This is a genomic window from Tolypothrix sp. PCC 7601, assembly GCF_025677855.1.
In the GTDB taxonomy this organism is placed as follows: Bacteria; Cyanobacteriota; Cyanobacteriia; order Cyanobacteriales; family Nostocaceae; genus Aulosira; species Aulosira diplosiphon.
This window is the reverse complement of the sequence record NZ_CP064879.1, coordinates 4,554,940-4,573,234: the sequence shown is the minus strand read 5'-3', so window position 1 is coordinate 4,573,234 and position 18,295 is coordinate 4,554,940. Positions and strand designations below refer to the sequence as shown.

Here is an 18,295-nt window from a genome sequence, read left to right as displayed (position 1 = left end):
ATCTACATTTTTAAATTCCATAAACATGTTGGATAAACAGTATTAAAAACTACATTTTAAGGTTGGTTTATTAAATTCGTCATGAAAGTGATTACTTAACATTAATCACTTGATAACTGCTAGATAACTCTTCACCGATTAACTGTTTGTAAATATTCTTTAGCGCTATTGCAAAAGCTTTCCCAACATAAACTCTCTTTCATGAGTGTTCTTAAAGCTTGCAAGCGTTAAGATGAAAAATTTTCCAATCATCTGCCTAAATGGTTGATGTTCCAATATTGAGGAATCACAATAAATTTCTCAATATTGAAAATCAAAAAATAGGTAATACTTATTGGGAGTGAAGAATACAGCTATGATTACAGTTTCAGGGCATCAAATAATAGAAACTATTTATGTAGGTTCAAAAACAGTTATTTATCGGGGCTTGAGAATTGGGGATCAACAACCAATAATTGTAAAGGTGGTTAACAACGAATATCCCACTCTTAGTGATATCGCCAGATTGAAGCATGAATATGACATCACTCAATTTCTTAATATGCCAGGAATTGTCAAGTCTTATTGCTTGAAAAATACTAATGGTTCTCTAGCATTGGTATTAGAAGATTTTGGCGGAGAATCGCTATATCAATATATTCAAGTAAAAACCCTAAAAATCACCGAATTTTTGATAATTGCTATTAAATTAGCTGATATTTTAGGTGAATTATCCAAAAACCAGATTATTCATCAGGATATTAAACCCCACAATATTATTATTAACTCGCAAACTGGCGAGATAAAAATTACAGATTTTGCGATCGCTTCCCGAGTGTCTAGAGAAACCCAATTCATCTGTAATCTTAATCGCTTGGAAGGGACATTAGCTTATATGTCGCCAGAGCAAACAGGGAGAATGAATAGATCCATAGACTATCGCACTGACTTTTACTCTTTAGGTGTCACCTTTTATGAAATGCTCACCCAGCATTTGCCATTTGAAACTAACGATGCAATGGAGTTGGTTCATTGTCATATTGCAAAACAGCCGCTACCACCTCATGAATTGAATTCGGATATTCCTGAAACAATTTCAGATATTATCTTAAAGTTGTTAGCAAAAACGCCGGAAGAAAGATATCAAAGTAGCTATGGATTGAGGGCAGATTTACAAAAATGCCTTACTCAATTATGCGAAACTAACCAAATTTTATACTTTCCATTAGGACAGCAAGATATTTCACCAATCTTTCAAATCCCACAAAAATTGTATGGCAGAGATAGAGAAATTTCTACATTAGTAAATGCTTGCGAACGAGTAATAGGGAGAAATCAAGAAAGCTTACGCTTGTCTTCCCCATCTGGCTATTCGGAAATGATGCTTATATCTGGTTATTCTGGTATCGGCAAATCAGCATTAGTACAAGAAGTTTATCAACCAATTACTAAGCACAAAGGATACTTTATTGCTGGGAAATGTAATCTGTTACAGAGGAATATTCCCTATGGTTCGATAATTCCAGCCTTTCAGAAATTAATTCGCCAGTTGTTGACAGAATCTGATGCCCAAATTGCAGTCTGGCGGGCAGAGTTTTTAGCTGCTTTATCGACTAATTGCCAGGTGATTATTAATGTAATTCCTGAAATTGAACTAATTGTAGGTCAACAGCCTACTATACCAGAACTAGGGGTAGTAGAATCACAAAATCGCTTTAATAAAGTCTTGCAAAACTTCATCCATATATTTAGTAAACCTGAACACCCCTTAGTAATTTTTTTGGATGATTTGCAATGGGCGGATTCTGCTTCCCTAAAATTGATCCAATCGTTAATGACAGAAGCAGATAGTCATTATTTATTTCTCATAGGTGCTTATAGAGATAAAGAAGTTAATGCAACTCATCCATTAATGTTGACATTCAAAGAAATTCAAAAGCACAATCATAAAATCAATTGTAGTAACAATCTTTTTCCTAAAGTTAATCATCTCTCTCTTTCTCCGTTAAATTTAGCTCATGTTACGCAGTTAATTAAAGATACTCTACATTGCGAGCAATTGAAAGCTATACCATTAGCGGAACTTGTTGTTGAAAAAACTCATGGTAATCCTTTTTTTGTGAATGAATTCTTGAAATCCTTATATACACAAGAATTATTAGAATTTGATTTTGTTCAGGGAGTATGGCAGTGGAATATAGTAGATATTCAAGCCACACCAATTACAAATAATGTTGTTGATTTAATGGCAGATAAAATTCAAAGACTCTCTACTCAGACTCAACAAATTTTAAAGCTAGCCGCTTGTATTGGGTATCAATTTGATTTGCAAACCCTATCAATTGTCTATAAAAAAACTGCGATCGCAACTGCTAGTGATTTATGGGAAGCAATTGAGTCAGGACTAATTCTGCCCTTGGGGAATGAGGATCAACTGCTGAGGGCTGAAGATTGGATCAAGCAAGAGACAGGAACTGAGTCGAAATTTGCTGTTTCTCATCTTCCGGCTTTGATATCTTACAAATTCTTGCACGATCGCGTACAACAAGCTGCTTATTGCTTAATTCCCGAAGACCAAAAACAAATAGTACATCTACAACTAGGGCAACTACTGCTCAAAAATAATCAATGTAGGCGAGAAGAAAAAATCTTTGATATTGTCAATCAACTCAATTTTGGAATGCAACTGATTACTAATCAATCAGAAAAGTATGAATTGGCAGAATTAAATCTCTGTGCTGGTAAAAAATCTAAACTATCCGCTGCCTATAATTCAGCAATAAATTACTTGCGAAATGGCATTAAATTGTTAAGTAATTGTAGCTGGGAGGAGCAATATGAACTGACACTAGCACTTTATCAAGAAGCCGTAGAAGCAGCCTACATCAATGGTGAGTTTACAGAGATGGAGCGTTATCTGCAAATAGTTCTACAACAAGCAAAGACTGTGCTTGACAAAGTAAAAGTCTATGAAATTAAAATCCAATTTTGTGCTGCTCGTAATAAGATGCAGGGCACAATAGAAACAACCTTAGAAATTCTAGATTTATTAGAAATTAGGTTTCCGCAAAATCCCAGTAAATTAGATGTTCAACAGAGTTATACAGAAACAAAATATGCATTAGCAGGCAAAGAACCTCTGGATTTACTTGACTTACCAGTAATGACAGATCCCTATACAATAGCTGCTCTCCGACTAATGTCAAATGTAACTATTAGTGCTTACAATACAGCACCTATTATCTTTCAATTGATGACTCTGCAACAAGTGAAACTGTTAGTTCAGTATGGTAATTCTGCTGTTGCTGCCTCATCTTATGCTTGGTATGGCTTATTTTTGTCGGGTATTGTCGATGATATTGATACAGGTTATAAGTTTGGTCAATTGGCATTAAAAATTTTAGATAAATTCGATGCCAAAGAATTTCAAGCTAAAACTTTTTTTGCATTTAATATCTTTATTATGCCGTGGAAAATGCATATTAAAAAAACACTAAAGCCCTTATTTAAAAGTTATCAAATTGGTATAGAAATGGCAGATTTTGAATATGCTGCCCGAGCTGCTTTACATTATGGTTGTCATTCTTATCTTGCAGGTAATCCATTGTTGGAAACTGAACAGGAGATGTCAAAATACAGTCATTTAATGCTGGAATTAAAACAGGAGTCAGTACTTTGTAAGAATGAGATAATTCGTCGCTCTATTTTGAAATTACTGGATAGATTTGAACCCACAGTTGGTTGTAACTGTGGGGATTTTAATGATGAGAAACTCCTGAAATTTTTGCTAGATGCGAATCTATGCCACACAATTTTTGTCTTAGCCATTAACAGACTGATAGTTAGTTACTTACTGCAAGATTTTCCGCTAGTAAATAAGTATGCTGTGCTAGCAGAAACATACCTAGATAGTGGATGTGCATTTAGTCTTGGAGCCATATTTAATTTTTATGATTCTTTATACCAACTAGCTATATATACAGAGGCTGAGAGCGATGAAAAAATCCAGATATTAGAAAAAGTACATACTAACCAACAAAAAATGCAAATCTGGTCACACTATGCACCAATGAATTTCTTACAGAAGTATCATTTAGTAGCAGCAGAAAGGCATCGAGTTCTGGGTGAAGATATTCAGGCAATAGACAATTATAATCGCGCCATAGAATTGTCTAGAGAACATGAATATTTACAAGAAGAAGCTTTAGCAAACGAACTAGCAGCCAAATTTTATTTAACAAAAGGCATGACCAAAATTGCTCAGGTTTACATGGTGGATGCCCATTATTGTTATCAGCGATGGGGAGCGATCGCTAAAGTTAGACAGCTAGAAGAAACCTATCCCCAGCTACTTATATGGCAATCTAGTAGCTTTGAAAAAGCGCGTACCAGCATCAGTCAAACCCTCAATCGCCTGACAACTTCCTCAACTTCTTCTAGCAGTGATAGTGGTGTTGCTGAAGTGCTAGATTTGGCAACTGTGATCAAAGCTTCCCAAGCGATCGCAGGTGAAATTGTCTTAGAGAATTTGCTGGCAAAATTGATGGCGATCGTGATTGAAAATGCAGGAGCAACTAAAGGTGTTTTAATCCTCTGCCAAAACGGGGAACTGTGGATTAAAGCTGTCAAAGAAGTGGGTAGCGATACTGTCAAAGTTCTGCAATCATTACCAGTGGATCACAGCGATGTGCTACCAAAAGTCATCGTCAATTATGTAGCTAGAACCCAGTCGGATGTCGTTCTTACCAATGCTACTTGTGAAGGGCTATTTATTAAAGATATTTTTATTAAAGAAAATCAACCCCAATCAGTTCTTTGTACTCCCATCCTGAATCAAGGCAAACTTCTGGGTGTGTTGTATTTGGAAAATCACCTAACAACAGGTGCATTTACAGACAATCACCTAGAAGTTTTGAAAATTTTATCTTCTCAAGCCGCTATTTCTATTGAAAATGCACTACTTTACCAAACTCTAGAACAAAAAGTACAGGAACGCACTACCCAACTGGCTCAAGCCAATATGGACTTAAAAAAACGGAATTTACTGATTCGTCAGGTGTTTGGACGTTATTTAAGTGATGATATTGTCGCCAATTTGCTAGAAAGCCCAGAAAGATTGCAACTTGGCGGCGATAGAAGAAAAATGACGATCCTGACTTCTGATTTAAGAGGATTTACAGCCATCTCAGAGCGATCGCAACCAGAAGAAGTAATTAGTATCCTCAACATCTATTTTGAATTTATGGCAGATGTCATTACCAAGTATCAGGGAAGTATTAATGAGTTCATGGGTGATGGGATTTTGGTGCTATTTGGTGCTCCTACACCCAGAGAAGATGACGCGCTAAGAGCTGTAGCTTGTGCTTGTGCTATGCAGTTGGCGATGGATGCTGTGAATGAAAAATTGCAAGATTTAAATTTCCCTCAACTAGACATGGGTATTGGTATCAACACGGGTTTGGTAATTTTGGGAAATATTGGCTCAGAGAAACGAACTAAGTACGGTATTGTTGGTAGCCAAGTAAATCTAGCTTACCGGATTGAATCTTACAGTCTAGGGGGTGAGATTCTGATTTCAGAACAAACATTACAAGAAGTCGGCTCTATTGTCAGAATCAACGGGCAAAAGCAGGTACATCCTAAAGGAGTGAAACAACTAATTACTATTTACTGTGTTGACGGTATTGGCAAACCATACAACCTTTTTCTATCCACAGAAGAAGAGATATTCTTCACTCTGACTGAAATCATCCCCATCCAGTACGCCATGATTGAGGAAAAGCATATTAATGAAATTATGTTTCAGGGAAGTGTAATCCAAATCTCAGAAAAGGGAGCTAAAGTCTACTGTGATCATTTGCCAGAAGGTTGTTTACCACCTGCACAAACAAACATTAAACTCAACTTATTAGTACCGAATATTCCAGCAGAACTGCAAGAAGATATATATGCTAAAGTATCGGAGAATTTAGCAGATTCTAGGAGTTTTTATCTTCATTTTTCGAGAAAATCTCTAGCTTTAGAGATGATGCGTTGGGCGAAATTAAGTCAAAAAATACGCTTGTTCCCAAGCTCAGTTAACTAAACTATCAATAACGCTTTCAATAATCAGCTTTGCAGATATTTATCAAAGAATAGAAAAGTTCACATTCATAGATATTGCCAGAAAAAAATAAAAATACAGCAGTTAGCAGTTTTAGCAAGTAAATGTAGATAAATTACATATAACTTATCTACAATGTTTATTGAGATATATTAATAGTTTGTGAAAAAATAAAGTAATAATATAGTACTCAAATTGGGCGATGAATAGCTTTATTTCTCGCGTAAGGCGCTTTTGCCTCAGTCTGCTTTTTAAACAAACTGTGTTAATTCTTCTGCTCTTATTCTCTATTGGAGTAGGTGTAGCTTTAGCAAATATGTCTAGTCTTTCGACTAGCCTCATAAAATCCCAAGCACTGATGAATGCCGAATTGCAAGCAAAATCAATAATTGATGCTTGGAACCTTTATAGTAGTGCAGGTGCCGATCGCGCCAGAAAAGTTAAGGGAATTAGCATTATCCACAACTACCTGATCAAAGAAGGTGCAATTCCTCCCCCTGCAACTTACGCCATTGAACTTGGCAAAAACATCAGCGAACAAAAGGCTGGGATGGCAGTCCGATTATACAGTGATTACCCCTATCCTTGGCGAAAAGCTGAAGGTGGGCCCAGAGATGATTTTGAGAAACAGGCACTTACCTACTTAAGACAACATCCTGAAGAGAACAATTTTTCTCGTCTGGAGAAAAAAGATGGTCGTAGCTTATGGCGATATGGGCAATCTGTACGCATGGAGGCTAGCTGCGTTGCTTGTCACGACAGCGATCCTAATAGTCCAAAACGCGACTGGCAAGTAGGAGACGTGCGGGGAGTTTTGGCGATTACTCAATCTCTAGACAGTTTTACAGAAAAAACTAATAAAAGTTTGCAAACAACATTTGTGATGTTGGGAGGATTATCTGTACTGGGACTGACTGGGTTAACCTTGGTTATTAGTAGGTTACGTCAAACAACTAGAGAATTAGAAGTACGTGTTACAGAACGCACGGCTGATTTAGCTCAAGCTAATACAGATTTAGAAAAAAGAAATTCCTTAATTCGTCAAGTGTTTGGCCGTTATCTCAGTGATGAAATTGTCGCCAATTTGTTAGATAGCCCCGAAGGGTTGAAACTTGGAGGTGAGAGGCGGAAAATTACAATCCTGACTTCTGATTTAAGAGGATTCACAGCCATCTCAGAGCGATCGCAACCAGAAGAAGTCATCACAATCCTTAACATCTATCTAGAATACATGGCTGATGTCATTACCCAATACCAGGGAACTATTAATGAATTCATGGGTGATGGCATTTTGGTGCTATTTGGTGCACCCATGCCCAAAGAAGATGATGCTGCTAAAGCTGTAGCTTGTGCTTGTGCCATGCAATTAGCTATGAGTGCTGTCAATGAAAGGCTGCAAAATTTAGGTTTTCCTCAACTAGATATGGGAATTGGGATTAATACTGGACTAGTTATTTTGGGAAACATCGGCTCACAAAAACGTACTAAATATGGTGTCGTTGGTAGTCAGGTAAACCTTACTTATCGCATTGAATCTTACACCACAGGTGGCGAAGTTTTAATATCCGATGAGACATTAAAAGCTGCTGGCTCAATTGTGCAATTAAGTGGACATAGACAAGTACAACCGAAAGGAGTAAAACAGCCAATTACTGTACACCAAGTTTATGGAATTAGCGGAGATTACAATCTTTTTCTACCCATAGAAGCAGAAGATTTTCTACCACTTTCAGGCATCATCCCTATACAATATGCGTTGTTAGAAGAAAAGCATATTAGCACAACTATATATCAAGGAAGTATCGTTGAACTCTCAGCTAAGGGCGCTAAAATTCGCATGGAAAATGCAGCAGAAGTTTCTCCACCACCTGCACAGACTAATATCAGACTTAAATTATTAGTACCAAACATCCCCACAGAACTTCAAGAAGATATCTATGCTAAGGTGTTTGACAAACCAGCAGACAATGGCAGTTTTTATCTTCATTTCACTGCTAAACCGCCAGCTATCCAAGCGAGATTAGACGCTATATACCAATCTCTAAAAGGAGCAGCCGAATCATGAATAAATTTATTTTTTTCATTAATAAATGACATTGTTCTGTTCATAAATTAATTAGCAGTTGATTTTTAATTACGAACTACGAACTACGAATTAGTAAATCCTTTTTCATTTACTAATAAACTCTTCCACACGCTGCAAAACCTTAGCAAATAAATCAGCATCGTTGGCATCAAACCATTCAATTTGGGGATAGGCTCGAAACCAAGTCCTTTGTCGCTTGGCAAATTGCCGCGTATGTAAAACTATTAATTCTTGAGCTTCCTCTAAAGAAATTTTCCCAGCTAAATATTGCTTAATTTCTTGATACCCTAAAGTGTTTAATAAAGGTAAATCAGCACCATATTTCTGACAAAGATCATCGACCTCAGCCACCAATCCCTCTTTGATCATCTGCTCAGTACGCTGGTGAATGCGTAGGCGTAACGCATCAGTAGCGCAATCTAAACCAATTTGTAAAATCGGGTAATTTGGCGGATTCTCCCCTTGTAGGTCGGAAATGGGGATTCCCGTTACATAATATACTTCTAAAGCCCTTAAAGTCCGTACAGGGTCATGAGGATGAATTTTTTGAGCAGCAACAGGATCAACTTGTTGTAACATAGCGTAAAGTTGATTTTGACCAAGTTCTGTGAGTTGCGATCGCAATTCTAATTGCGGTGCTACTCGCGGAATTTTCATGCCTTGAACAATAGAACGTATGTATAAACCAGTGCCTCCAACCATTAATAGGGGAGAATTAGCAACAGCAGTAATTAAAGCTTGTGCTTGTTCTTGGTAATCTGCTACCGTCATCGTGTTTGTTGGCGCGCAGATATCTATTAAATAATGTTGCACCAATTTTTGTTCCGCTAATGTCGGTTTAGCTGTGCCAATATTAAACTCGCGGTACACTTGGCGGGAATCAGCACTGAGAATTACAGTCTCTAAGTGCATAGCTAAAGCCAAACCCAAACCCGACTTCCCCGTCGCCGTCGCTCCACAAATTACAACTAATTTAGTCATTTGTTATTTGTCATTTGTCCTTTGTCATTTGTCATTTGGTAATTGGTAATCGGTAATTGGTAATTGTTCCCCTTTTATCCCTTTCTCCTTTCCCCCTTCCCCTTTCCCCCTTATCTCCCTCATCCCCCCATCCCCAATCCCCAGTCCCCAATCCCCAATCCCAGGGGTGCAGCCCCTGTATAAACCTCCCACAAAATTGCCCTACAGACGCTAGCAAGGCTGATGTGTTAGAATTTTGGAGTGATTTGACTTTTTTAGCCTTTTGGCGATTTTCAACCCCACGCATCAGGAGAATTTTCATGACGAGCAGTTACAGTGCCGATCAGATTCAAGTTCTGGAAGGTCTGGAAGCCGTCCGCAAACGACCAGGTATGTACATCGGTTCCACTGGCCCGCGGGGACTCCATCATTTAGTTTACGAGGTGGTGGATAACTCGGTTGATGAGGCTTTAGCTGGTTATTGCACTCATGTGGAAGTGGATATCAACGCTGACGGCTCTGTTACTGTAACAGATGATGGGCGGGGTATTCCTACTGATATTCACCCAAAAACCGGAAAATCAGCTTTGGAAACTGTGTTGACAGTGTTACACGCCGGGGGTAAGTTTGGCGGTGGCGGCTACAAAGTTTCTGGAGGTTTGCACGGGGTAGGGATTTCTGTAGTTAACGCCCTGTCTGAGTTTGTTGAGGTGACAGTTTGGCGGGATAAAAAGGTTCATCTCCAGCGTTATGAACGAGGTGTTCCAGCTTCTGAACTGCAAACCAAGGCTTACAAGGAAGCGAGAACCGGAACTTCTGTTACCTTCAAGCCTGATACTCAAATCTTCACTACAGGCATTGAGTTTGATTACATTACTTTAGCGGGTCGCTTGCGGGAGCTAGCTTATTTAAATGCAGGTGTCAAAATTACATTTACTGACAACCGCCTGGAATTACTCAAAAGCGATACTCCCAAGGTAGAAACCTACGAATATAAGGGCGGGATCAAAGAATATATTGCCTACATGAACCGCGAGAAGCAGCCTCTGCATGAAGAAATTATTTATGTGCAGGGTGAACGCAATAATGTTCAAGTAGAAGTAGCTTTGCAGTGGTGTACTGATGCTTATACAGATAATGTTCTAGGGTTTGCTAATAATATTCGTACAGTTGATGGTGGTACGCATTTAGAAGGCTTAAAGGCAGTTCTGACACGGACACTCAATGCGATCGCGCGCAAGCGTAACAAAATTAAAGAAAATGAAGCCAATCTGAGTGGTGAACATGTGCGGGAAGGACTGACAGCAGTAATTTCCGTCAAAGTCCCCGATCCTGAATTTGAAGGACAAACCAAAACTAAGCTGGGTAATACGGAAGTTCGCGGGATTGTGGATTCTTTGGTTGGGGAAGTCCTCACCGAATATCTCGAATTTCACCCTGGTGTAGCTGATGCAGTTTTAGATAAAGCTATCCAAGCCTTTAAAGCCGCCGAAGCTGCTCGTCATGCGCGGGAGTTAGTGCGCCGCAAATCGGTGCTAGAATCCTCTCCGTTGCCTGGTAAATTGGCAGATTGCAGTTCTCGCGACCCCAGCGAATCGGAAATTTATATTGTAGAAGGCGATTCTGCAGGTGGTAGTGCTAAACAAGGACGCGATCGCCGTACCCAAGCTATCCTTCCCCTACGCGGTAAAATCCTCAATATTGAGAAAACTGACGACTCCAAAATTTATAAAAATAATGAAGTCCAAGCATTAATTACAGCACTAGGTTTAGGTGTCAAAGGTGAAGAATTCGATGCTTCGCAATTGCGCTATCATCGCATAGTAATTATGACTGACGCTGACGTGGATGGAGCGCATATCCGTACACTATTGTTAACATTTTTCTATCGGTATCAGCGAGCGTTAATTGAGCAGGGCTTCATTTATATTGCTTGTCCTCCGCTTTATAAATTAGAAAGAGGACGTAATCACGAGTATTGCTATAGCGATCGCGAATTACAACAAAAGATTGCTGCCTTTCCTAGCAATGCCAACTACACTATCCAACGGTTTAAAGGGTTGGGAGAAATGATGCCAGAACAACTCTGGACAACCACTATGAACCCAGAAACCCGCAAAATGAAACAAGTCGAGATTGAGGATGCGGCTGAAGCCGATCGCATTTTCACAATTTTAATGGGCGATCGCGTCGCACCCCGACGAGAATTTATCGAAACCTATGGTTCTAAACTGAATTTAACGGATCTAGATATCTAATAAGTTGTGACGTGAATCAGCTATTCAAGAGTTAAAGTTGCCGGAAATTTGAACTCTTGAGTACCAAGCAGGAAAAATCAAGTGCAATTTTGTTTATTAACTTATTGCACTTTTTCAGTCTTATAGGTTAATAAACCACATTGCCAGGCGCGTTGATCGCGCCTTTATAGTTACTCTCAGGTTTTTTCCGTATAGTACGCATCCAAAAGCTATATAGTTAATGATGAGAATAGTTGATAAAATACATAAACTTTAATCACAAAAATAATAAAATTCACGGAAACTTTACATTACATGGAAAGTTTTGTTTGTCAAGCTATATCTTTTATTCTCAGTAGTTAAGCATTGGCAAGTTTGTTAACTTCATCAATATTTCAAATAAGGAAGGTACAAATGTCTTGCTTTATTGAGTATCAGTAAATTTTGCCCCACTCAGAAATGTATTTGCTATCCTTGAATAGCAAAGCGCTATTTCATATCCGCTAAGGGATTTGTTCAGCAGCTGCAATATTCCTGGTTAACAAGAGAACTTCTAAACTACTGTAGTAATGAGTATTAAAAATTACAAATATTTTACTTAAGCGGTTTTCCAAGTAGGTGTATAACCCCTTCTTTAAACTATTTAGTTTCAGTAGGAAAATTAATGTTCATCAGTAATGTCAAATCCTTTATGAATTGATTAAAATATCGTTGTATACAATAGGAAAAGTTTGTCAAGTTTCATAGGGCTGAAATCTTCGGAGTGCGCTAACGTGTGAATAAGACCAACTTTATTTCAATTTCATTTGAAACATCAGGTTGGTTCTGTCATTACCTCAACTCCTCAGTTTAGGTAATTAGCACACAAAATAAAGATTCCCTACAGACAAACACCAGCATATTAGCTGTATCTACCTAGCGGGAATTTCCGCCTTAGCTTCACGGATTTACTGCTTTATGAAGGAAATGTAAAAATACGTGCGCTAAAGCTACTCGCTTGAGTTAATATAAAATGCGCTGTTTCTAAGTAATAAATGTTGTGCATTGTACTTGGAATCGTGCATGGGCAGGGATACTTAAGTCTTAATCTAATGACAATGCCACTGCAATTGGAAAAAGTTTCAAAAAAGATTTAAGGGCATGACTACCGTTTGGAAGTTGTTTTTGATAATAGTGGCTTTACCTGCCTTAAGGACTACAAGATTAACACACAAAAAGAGTGCAATTTCTGTGAAACAGGCTACAATCGGAACAGTCTTTACGGAAAAAATCTATCAACAGTTATGTTTATTTAACTGTAGTGGTAAATTTTTTTATCAAGACATGTCTTTTTTTAGACAAGTTAGTTAAAAGTAATATGCGCTAATAATTACGCATAGCCTTTACTTGTGTGAGTAAGTTAGCTACAACAGCGATTTCCACACTTAGTAATAAACTCTCCAATAGGAGATCTAAAATTTCCGAAAATATCTCAGGCAACTTGGCCAAAAAAATATTTTCGGTGGCAACTAGCTCTTAATATCTTAATAAAAGAGCAATACACACATCTTGAGTAATTGATTCTGCAAGGAGCATGAGGAACGCGGCATGAACCAGGCTAACAACGTACTCGAAAGCATATATCAGCCTGACCTAGAAATAATGAATCAGCCTGAGCTCGAGTTAGAAGAACTCTTAATAGAAGATGAAGAGGACTTGCTGATAACTGATGATGGCGACATTGATGATTTTTTAGAGCCTCAGTCTGATGAGGACGACGCAAAGTCTGGAAAAGCCGCTAAATCGCGTCGTCGGACACAAAGCAAGAAAAAGCACTATACCGAAGATTCTATTCGCCTTTACTTGCAAGAAATTGGTCGCATTCGTCTGTTGCGGGCAGATGAAGAAATTGAATTGGCACGTAAAATTGCTGATTTACTGGAATTAGAAAGAATACGGGAAAGGCTTTCGGAACAGTTGGAACGCGATCCTCGCGATAGCGAATGGGCAGAAGCTGTACAACTACCCTTGCCAGCATTTCGCTACCGTTTGCATGTTGGTCGCAGGGCAAAAGATAAGATGGTGCAATCTAACCTCCGCCTTGTAGTTTCAATTGCTAAGAAATACATGAATCGTGGTTTATCCTTCCAAGATTTAATTCAAGAAGGTAGCCTAGGCTTGATTCGCGCCGCAGAAAAATTTGACCATGAAAAAGGTTATAAGTTTTCTACCTACGCTACATGGTGGATTCGTCAAGCAATTACCAGAGCGATCGCCGATCAATCCCGCACTATTCGTCTTCCAGTTCACCTCTACGAAACCATCTCCCGCATCAAGAAAACCACTAAGCTACTTTCTCAAGAAATGGGTCGCAAACCAACTGAAGAAGAAATTGCGACTCGTATGGAAATGACAATTGAGAAGCTAAGGTTTATTGCTAAATCTGCCCAATTGCCTATTTCTTTAGAAACACCTATTGGGAAAGAAGAAGATTCTCGCTTAGGTGATTTTATTGAATCTGATGGCGAAACTCCAGAAGACCAAGTTTCTAAAAATCTGCTGCGTGAAGATTTAGAAAAAGTCCTCGACAGCCTCAGCCCTCGCGAAAGAGATGTTCTCAGATTACGTTACGGTTTGGATGATGGCCGGATGAAAACCTTAGAGGAAATTGGCCAAATTTTCAATGTGACTCGCGAACGCATTCGTCAAATTGAAGCCAAAGCACTCCGCAAGTTACGCCACCCAAATCGCAACAGTGTTCTTAAAGAATATATCCGTTAGTGATTAATCTTGAGTTCTTAGTCATTAGCTATTAGCAAATGACTGATGACCAAGGACAAGGAACAAAAATTAAAAAACCTGGGAATTTATAAATTCCCAGGTTTTTTATTTATACCTAATTTTGTATTTTAAGATTGATAGCAAATAAAAGATTGGTATTAGAGAATACCCCAGAAGTGCAGAAAGCCTTTCCCAGATAACAGCTCAATTAAAGCTGCTGCTAAGAAGCCGATCATTGCTAAACGACCGTTCCAAATTTCTGCTTGGGGGGTAAAGCCCCAACGCCAAGAGTTGCGATCTTCTACTACAGGTGCAGATAGGGTTTTGGTTGCGTTTGTCATGGTAGGTACTCCAAAGAGACTATAAAAAGATTTATGTGGTTATGTAAACTAATATAACAATGATTTTCATAATTGCAAGGATATGTTTGTAGTTTTATTGCTAAAACTTGACGCAGAAAACACTGACTAATATTTAGAGACTAAAATCTCTATCTTTAGAGGTAGAAGCAGGTTTGAACTCCTAGCGAGATGAGAGAGTAATTATACTCAGATAAAGTTCAAAAATTGCTTTTCCTCAAGCTAGAGGCTGAATTCTCATGAATTTACTGCGAATAAAGTGATAATTTATTGAAATAGTTTTGCAACTATTCTACCTGGATTGCAGAAATTGCTCAATTTGAAAAAATTATGACAATTCAGGTACTATCGATAAAGACTTTATATTTTACGTCTCTATCAAGTACCTGGCACATTTTTTTGCCAATTTACTATTAGTCTGATTCTCAGAAATGTTAATATTTATTCATATTTATAGTCTCAGAAATGCGAACAAATCAGGACTAAAGTCCTGACTACCTGCGATCGCACAATAAGATTTTGCTTTGTTGACTAACGCACTTCCACAACACTGATGATTTTCTCATCGCGGTTGAGTTGCAGGACGCTTTGGCCTTTGCTATCTCGATCAGCAAAAGGTACGGTTTCTAGAGGTAGTCGCACTATCCGTTCTTTATTGGTGAGTAACGCTACTTCCCCAGAGGCGATCGCCACCAGCATTGCGGCTAAGTTATCGGTTTTGTTAGTGAATTTCAAGGCTTGCGTGCCTAAATCGCCGCGATTAGCAGCTTTTAACTGATTAGCAGTGAGACGTTTAGCGTATCCTTCTTGAGTCACTAGTAATAACTCTTCTTGGCCGCTGACAACACCACAGCCCACCATCTGCTGTTGTCTTAACATCCGTAATGCTTGTAATCCCATAGCCGCACGTCCCATAATGGGCAGTTGTTCGTCATTAACAGCGAATCGCAACAGCCGTCCGCTGGAACTAGCAACAATCAGATGTTTGCCTGTAGTAATTAATTGGCTATATATCAGTTCATCATCGTCTTTCAGTTTTAAAATTGTGACTCGACGAGTCAGGTTGCTCAATTCTTCTAACGCCAGGCGCTTAATTCGCCCCTGCTTTGTGAGGAGAATCATCTGAGTGTTTTCCACATTGTCTGGTAACAACAAGCGATTAATTACCCCTTCTTGAGTACCTTGGGCTGTATTAGAGAGCAGGGTAATCAGTGGTGTACCCTTGGGGGAACGCCCTGTAATTGCAGGGATATCGCCTACTCTAACTGGGTAAACTTTCGCGCCGCTAGTAAGTACCAACAACTCTTTATCTGTATCAGTTGTTTGAGTTTGGATAATAAAGTCGTTATCATTCAGACCATTGTCTGTTTTTGGTTTTTTACCGTTAACTGCAATGCGGCGGACATATCCCCGGTGAGTGAACTCTAAAATTGCTTCTTCGGCGGGAACTTCTGATTTAAGAATTTCCGAGCTAACTTTAAGATTTTCCGAGTCGCGATCGCCTGATTTTTTGCTCTGAGTTTCTCCTTGTTTTTTGATTTCCTCAGCACTCAAGTTGACTAGCTTAGTTCGACGGGGATCGCTGTATTTACGCTTGAGCGATCGCAAATCTTTTTTTAACGCCTTGAGTAATTCTTTGCGATCGCTCAGTAAGATGCGTAATAAATTTATTTGTTGTGTGAGTTGCTCAAACTCCTGTTGTAAATTCTGCTGTTCTAAACTTGTTAAGCGACGCAATGGCATAGCTAAAATTGCATCTGCTTGGACTTCACTTAAATTTAGTTGGCTACATAAAGTAATTTTTGCGGTGCTACCGTCGGGTGCTTGGCGCAAAATTTCAATTACCGTATCAACATTGGATAAAGCTAAGAGTAAACCTTCCACTAAATGCAACCGATTTTCCGCTTTCCCCAACTCGTAGCTATAGCGGCGGGAAAGTGTCTGCTCGCGGAAACTTAAGAATTCTAGTAATAACTGACGCAGGCTTAATTGGCGGGGTTGTCCATCTACTAAAGCCAAGAGAATCGCCCCAAAATTGGTTTGTAAGGCAGTTTGGTGATACAAATGCTGGAGGATTTCTTGGGGATTAATATCGCGTTTGAGTTCAATTACCACGCGCATACCTTCGCGATCGCTTTCGTCGCGAATATCCGAAATTCCTTGCAAGCGTCCTTGATTCACCAATTCTGCAACTTTTTCAATCCAGGCGGCTTTATTTACCTGATAAGGTAGTTCTGTGATGATAATTGCTGTTCGCCTTTTGCTTCCCCTTGCGGGTGCGATTTCTTCTAATTGCGCTACACCCCGCAACACAATCCCACCTTTACCTGTGGTGTAGGCTTCCCGAATTCCGGTTGAACCAATAATTTCTCCACCTGTGGGAAAATCTGGCCCGGGAATTAACTCGAATAATTTTTCATCCGATAAATCTGGCTGATCGATTAAGGCGATTAATCCATCAACTACTTCCCCTAAATTGTGTGGTGGAATATTTGTCGCCATCCCTACCGCAATTCCAGAGCAGCCATTCAGGAGTAGGAAGGGTAACTGTGCAGGTAATACTGTGGGTTCTTGTTGAGAATTATCGAAATTGCCGATAAATTCGACAGTTTCATCGCCAATTTCCGTCAGCATTCCCTCATGGCCAATGGCTGCGAGGCGGGTTTCTGTATAACGCATCGCTGCTGGCGGGTCATTGTCAACGCTGCCAAAGTTACCATGTCCTGCTAGTAAGGGATAGCGGCTGGAAAAATCCTGCACTAACCTAACTAAGGCATCATAAACTGATTGGTCACCGTGGGGATGGTATTTACCAAGCACATCCCCCACCACACGGGCACATTTCCGATATGGCCTATCTGGTGTCAAACCCAGTTCGTGCATCGCATACAAAATCCGGCGATGTACTGGCTTTAAGCCATCACGCACATCAGGTAACGCTCTCCCGACAATTACGCTCATGGCATATTCTAGGTAAGACCGTTGCATCTCTGTGTGCAGGGCTGTTGTGATTACCTGTCCCGTGGAGAGAAGGTTTAACTGTTTTGCCATGAGCTTTTTCCCTGAAATTTAATTACACAAAAGTCGCTGGAAACTAACGCTGCAACAACCACAGCATAACGGATGAAAAGCAATTTCTAACTAAATATTGTTAGTCAAATGATAAGAAGCAGTAGTATTATCCTTGATGACAGGGATACACACTGAAGATTAAAAAGGAGGCAGACAACTGTTTTCCAGATGTTCATCCCCCAAATTCCTATAAGTTAAGTTCTCATGAAAACTGTTCTGATTGTAGAAGACGATCTCATTAATGCTCGCGTTTTTTCCAAAATTTTGACCAAGCGCGGTGGCTTAGATGTTAAGCATACAGAAAATGTGGAAGAGGTAATACAAATTGCCCAATCTGGAGATGCAGACCTGATTTTAATGGATGTATCTTTGTCTCGGAGTGTTTACCAGGGCAAATCTGTTGACGGTATCAAGATTACACAAATGTTGAAATCCGATCCGCAAACAGCAAATTTACCTGTAATTCTGGTAACTGCTCACGCTATGGAAGGCGATCGCGAAAACTTTTTGAAACAAAGCGGTGCTGATGGCTACATTTCTAAGCCTGTGGTTGACCATCAACTTTTTGTTGACCAGATACTGGCACTTCTACCCAAAGACTAGCACGACTACACAGCAGTCAAAAGACTCTGATTACAGGCTGTTGAACTGTTGTTAATAGATGTACTAGTACTCTAGAATTGGTGACTTTTTCAGGAATGCGCTACCTGCTATTAAACAGTATATATGTACTATAAAA

8 protein-coding genes are annotated in these 18,295 nt (G+C 39.2%); 5 read left to right on the top strand and 3 right to left on the bottom strand.

Annotated features, from left to right (window positions below; all coding sequences use genetic code 11):
* The first annotated feature begins 355 nt into the window (after positions 1 to 355).
* Positions 356 to 6,064, top strand: coding sequence for an AAA family ATPase (locus HG267_RS18740; protein ID WP_052335037.1), 5,709 nt, complete (start codon positions 356 to 358; stop codon positions 6,062 to 6,064).
* 334 nt (positions 6,065 to 6,398) lie between these two features.
* Positions 6,399 to 8,147 (top strand): adenylate/guanylate cyclase domain-containing protein, encoded by a 1,749-nt coding sequence (locus tag HG267_RS18735; RefSeq protein ID WP_228045509.1) that lies wholly within the window; start codon positions 6,399 to 6,401, stop codon positions 8,145 to 8,147.
* 105 nt (positions 8,148 to 8,252) lie between these two features.
* Here HG267_RS18735 and miaA read toward each other — a convergent pair whose 3' ends face one another.
* Positions 8,253 to 9,149, bottom strand: a complete 897-nt coding sequence (gene miaA / locus HG267_RS18730; protein ID WP_045867739.1) for a tRNA (adenosine(37)-N6)-dimethylallyltransferase MiaA — start codon at positions 9,147 to 9,149, stop codon at positions 8,253 to 8,255.
* A gap of 299 nt (positions 9,150 to 9,448) precedes the next feature.
* Here miaA and gyrB point away from each other — a divergent pair, with 299 nt between their 5' ends.
* Together gyrB and rpoD are read left to right on the top strand one after the other, a co-directional pair.
* Positions 9,449 to 11,386, top strand: coding sequence for a DNA topoisomerase (ATP-hydrolyzing) subunit B (gene gyrB / locus HG267_RS18725; protein ID WP_045867741.1), 1,938 nt, complete (start codon positions 9,449 to 9,451; stop codon positions 11,384 to 11,386).
* Between the two features lie 1,566 nt (positions 11,387 to 12,952).
* The gene (gene rpoD / locus HG267_RS18720) at positions 12,953 to 14,125 is read left to right on the top strand and encodes an RNA polymerase sigma factor RpoD (RefSeq protein ID WP_045867742.1); all 1,173 of its coding nucleotides are present in this window, start codon (positions 12,953 to 12,955) and stop codon (positions 14,123 to 14,125) included.
* 158 nt (positions 14,126 to 14,283) lie between these two features.
* On the opposite strand, the gene HG267_RS18715 is transcribed toward rpoD, so the two are convergent.
* Together HG267_RS18715 and gyrA are read right to left on the bottom strand one after the other, a co-directional pair.
* Positions 14,284 to 14,466: a chlorophyll a/b-binding protein gene (locus HG267_RS18715; protein ID WP_045867743.1), complete on the bottom strand. Its 183-nt coding sequence runs from the start codon at positions 14,464 to 14,466 to the stop codon at positions 14,284 to 14,286.
* A 549-nt stretch (positions 14,467 to 15,015) separates the two neighbouring features.
* Entirely contained in the window at positions 15,016 to 17,535 is a 2,520-nt protein-coding gene (gyrA, locus tag HG267_RS18710; RefSeq protein ID WP_045867744.1) for a DNA topoisomerase (ATP-hydrolyzing) subunit A, read from the bottom strand.
* Between the two features lie 225 nt (positions 17,536 to 17,760).
* On the opposite strand from gyrA, the gene HG267_RS18705 reads away from it, so the two are divergent.
* Positions 17,761 to 18,159 carry a response regulator gene (locus HG267_RS18705; protein ID WP_045867745.1) on the top strand — a complete coding sequence of 133 codons (399 nt, stop codon included), beginning with the start codon at positions 17,761 to 17,763 and terminating at the stop codon, positions 18,157 to 18,159.
* The last annotated feature ends 136 nt before the right edge of the window (positions 18,160 to 18,295 follow it).

What these genes read in the sequence shown, in the direction of transcription:
- HG267_RS18715 (WP_045867743.1), bottom strand. Translation starts at nt 14,466, where the DNA reads ATGACAAACGCAACCAAAACCCTATCTGCACCTGTAGTAGAAGATCGC.
- gyrA (WP_045867744.1), bottom strand. Translation starts at nt 17,535, where the DNA reads ATGGCAAAACAGTTAAACCTTCTCTCCACGGGACAGGTAATCACAACA.
- HG267_RS18740 (WP_052335037.1), top strand. Translation starts at nt 356, where the DNA reads ATGATTACAGTTTCAGGGCATCAAATAATAGAAACTATTTATGTAGGT.
- gyrB (WP_045867741.1), top strand. Translation starts at nt 9,449, where the DNA reads ATGACGAGCAGTTACAGTGCCGATCAGATTCAAGTTCTGGAAGGTCTG.
- HG267_RS18705 (WP_045867745.1), top strand. Translation starts at nt 17,761, where the DNA reads ATGAAAACTGTTCTGATTGTAGAAGACGATCTCATTAATGCTCGCGTT.
- rpoD (WP_045867742.1), top strand. Translation starts at nt 12,953, where the DNA reads ATGAACCAGGCTAACAACGTACTCGAAAGCATATATCAGCCTGACCTA.
- HG267_RS18735 (WP_228045509.1), top strand. Translation starts at nt 6,399, where the DNA reads ATGTCTAGTCTTTCGACTAGCCTCATAAAATCCCAAGCACTGATGAAT.
- miaA (WP_045867739.1), bottom strand. Translation starts at nt 9,149, where the DNA reads ATGACTAAATTAGTTGTAATTTGTGGAGCGACGGCGACGGGGAAGTCG.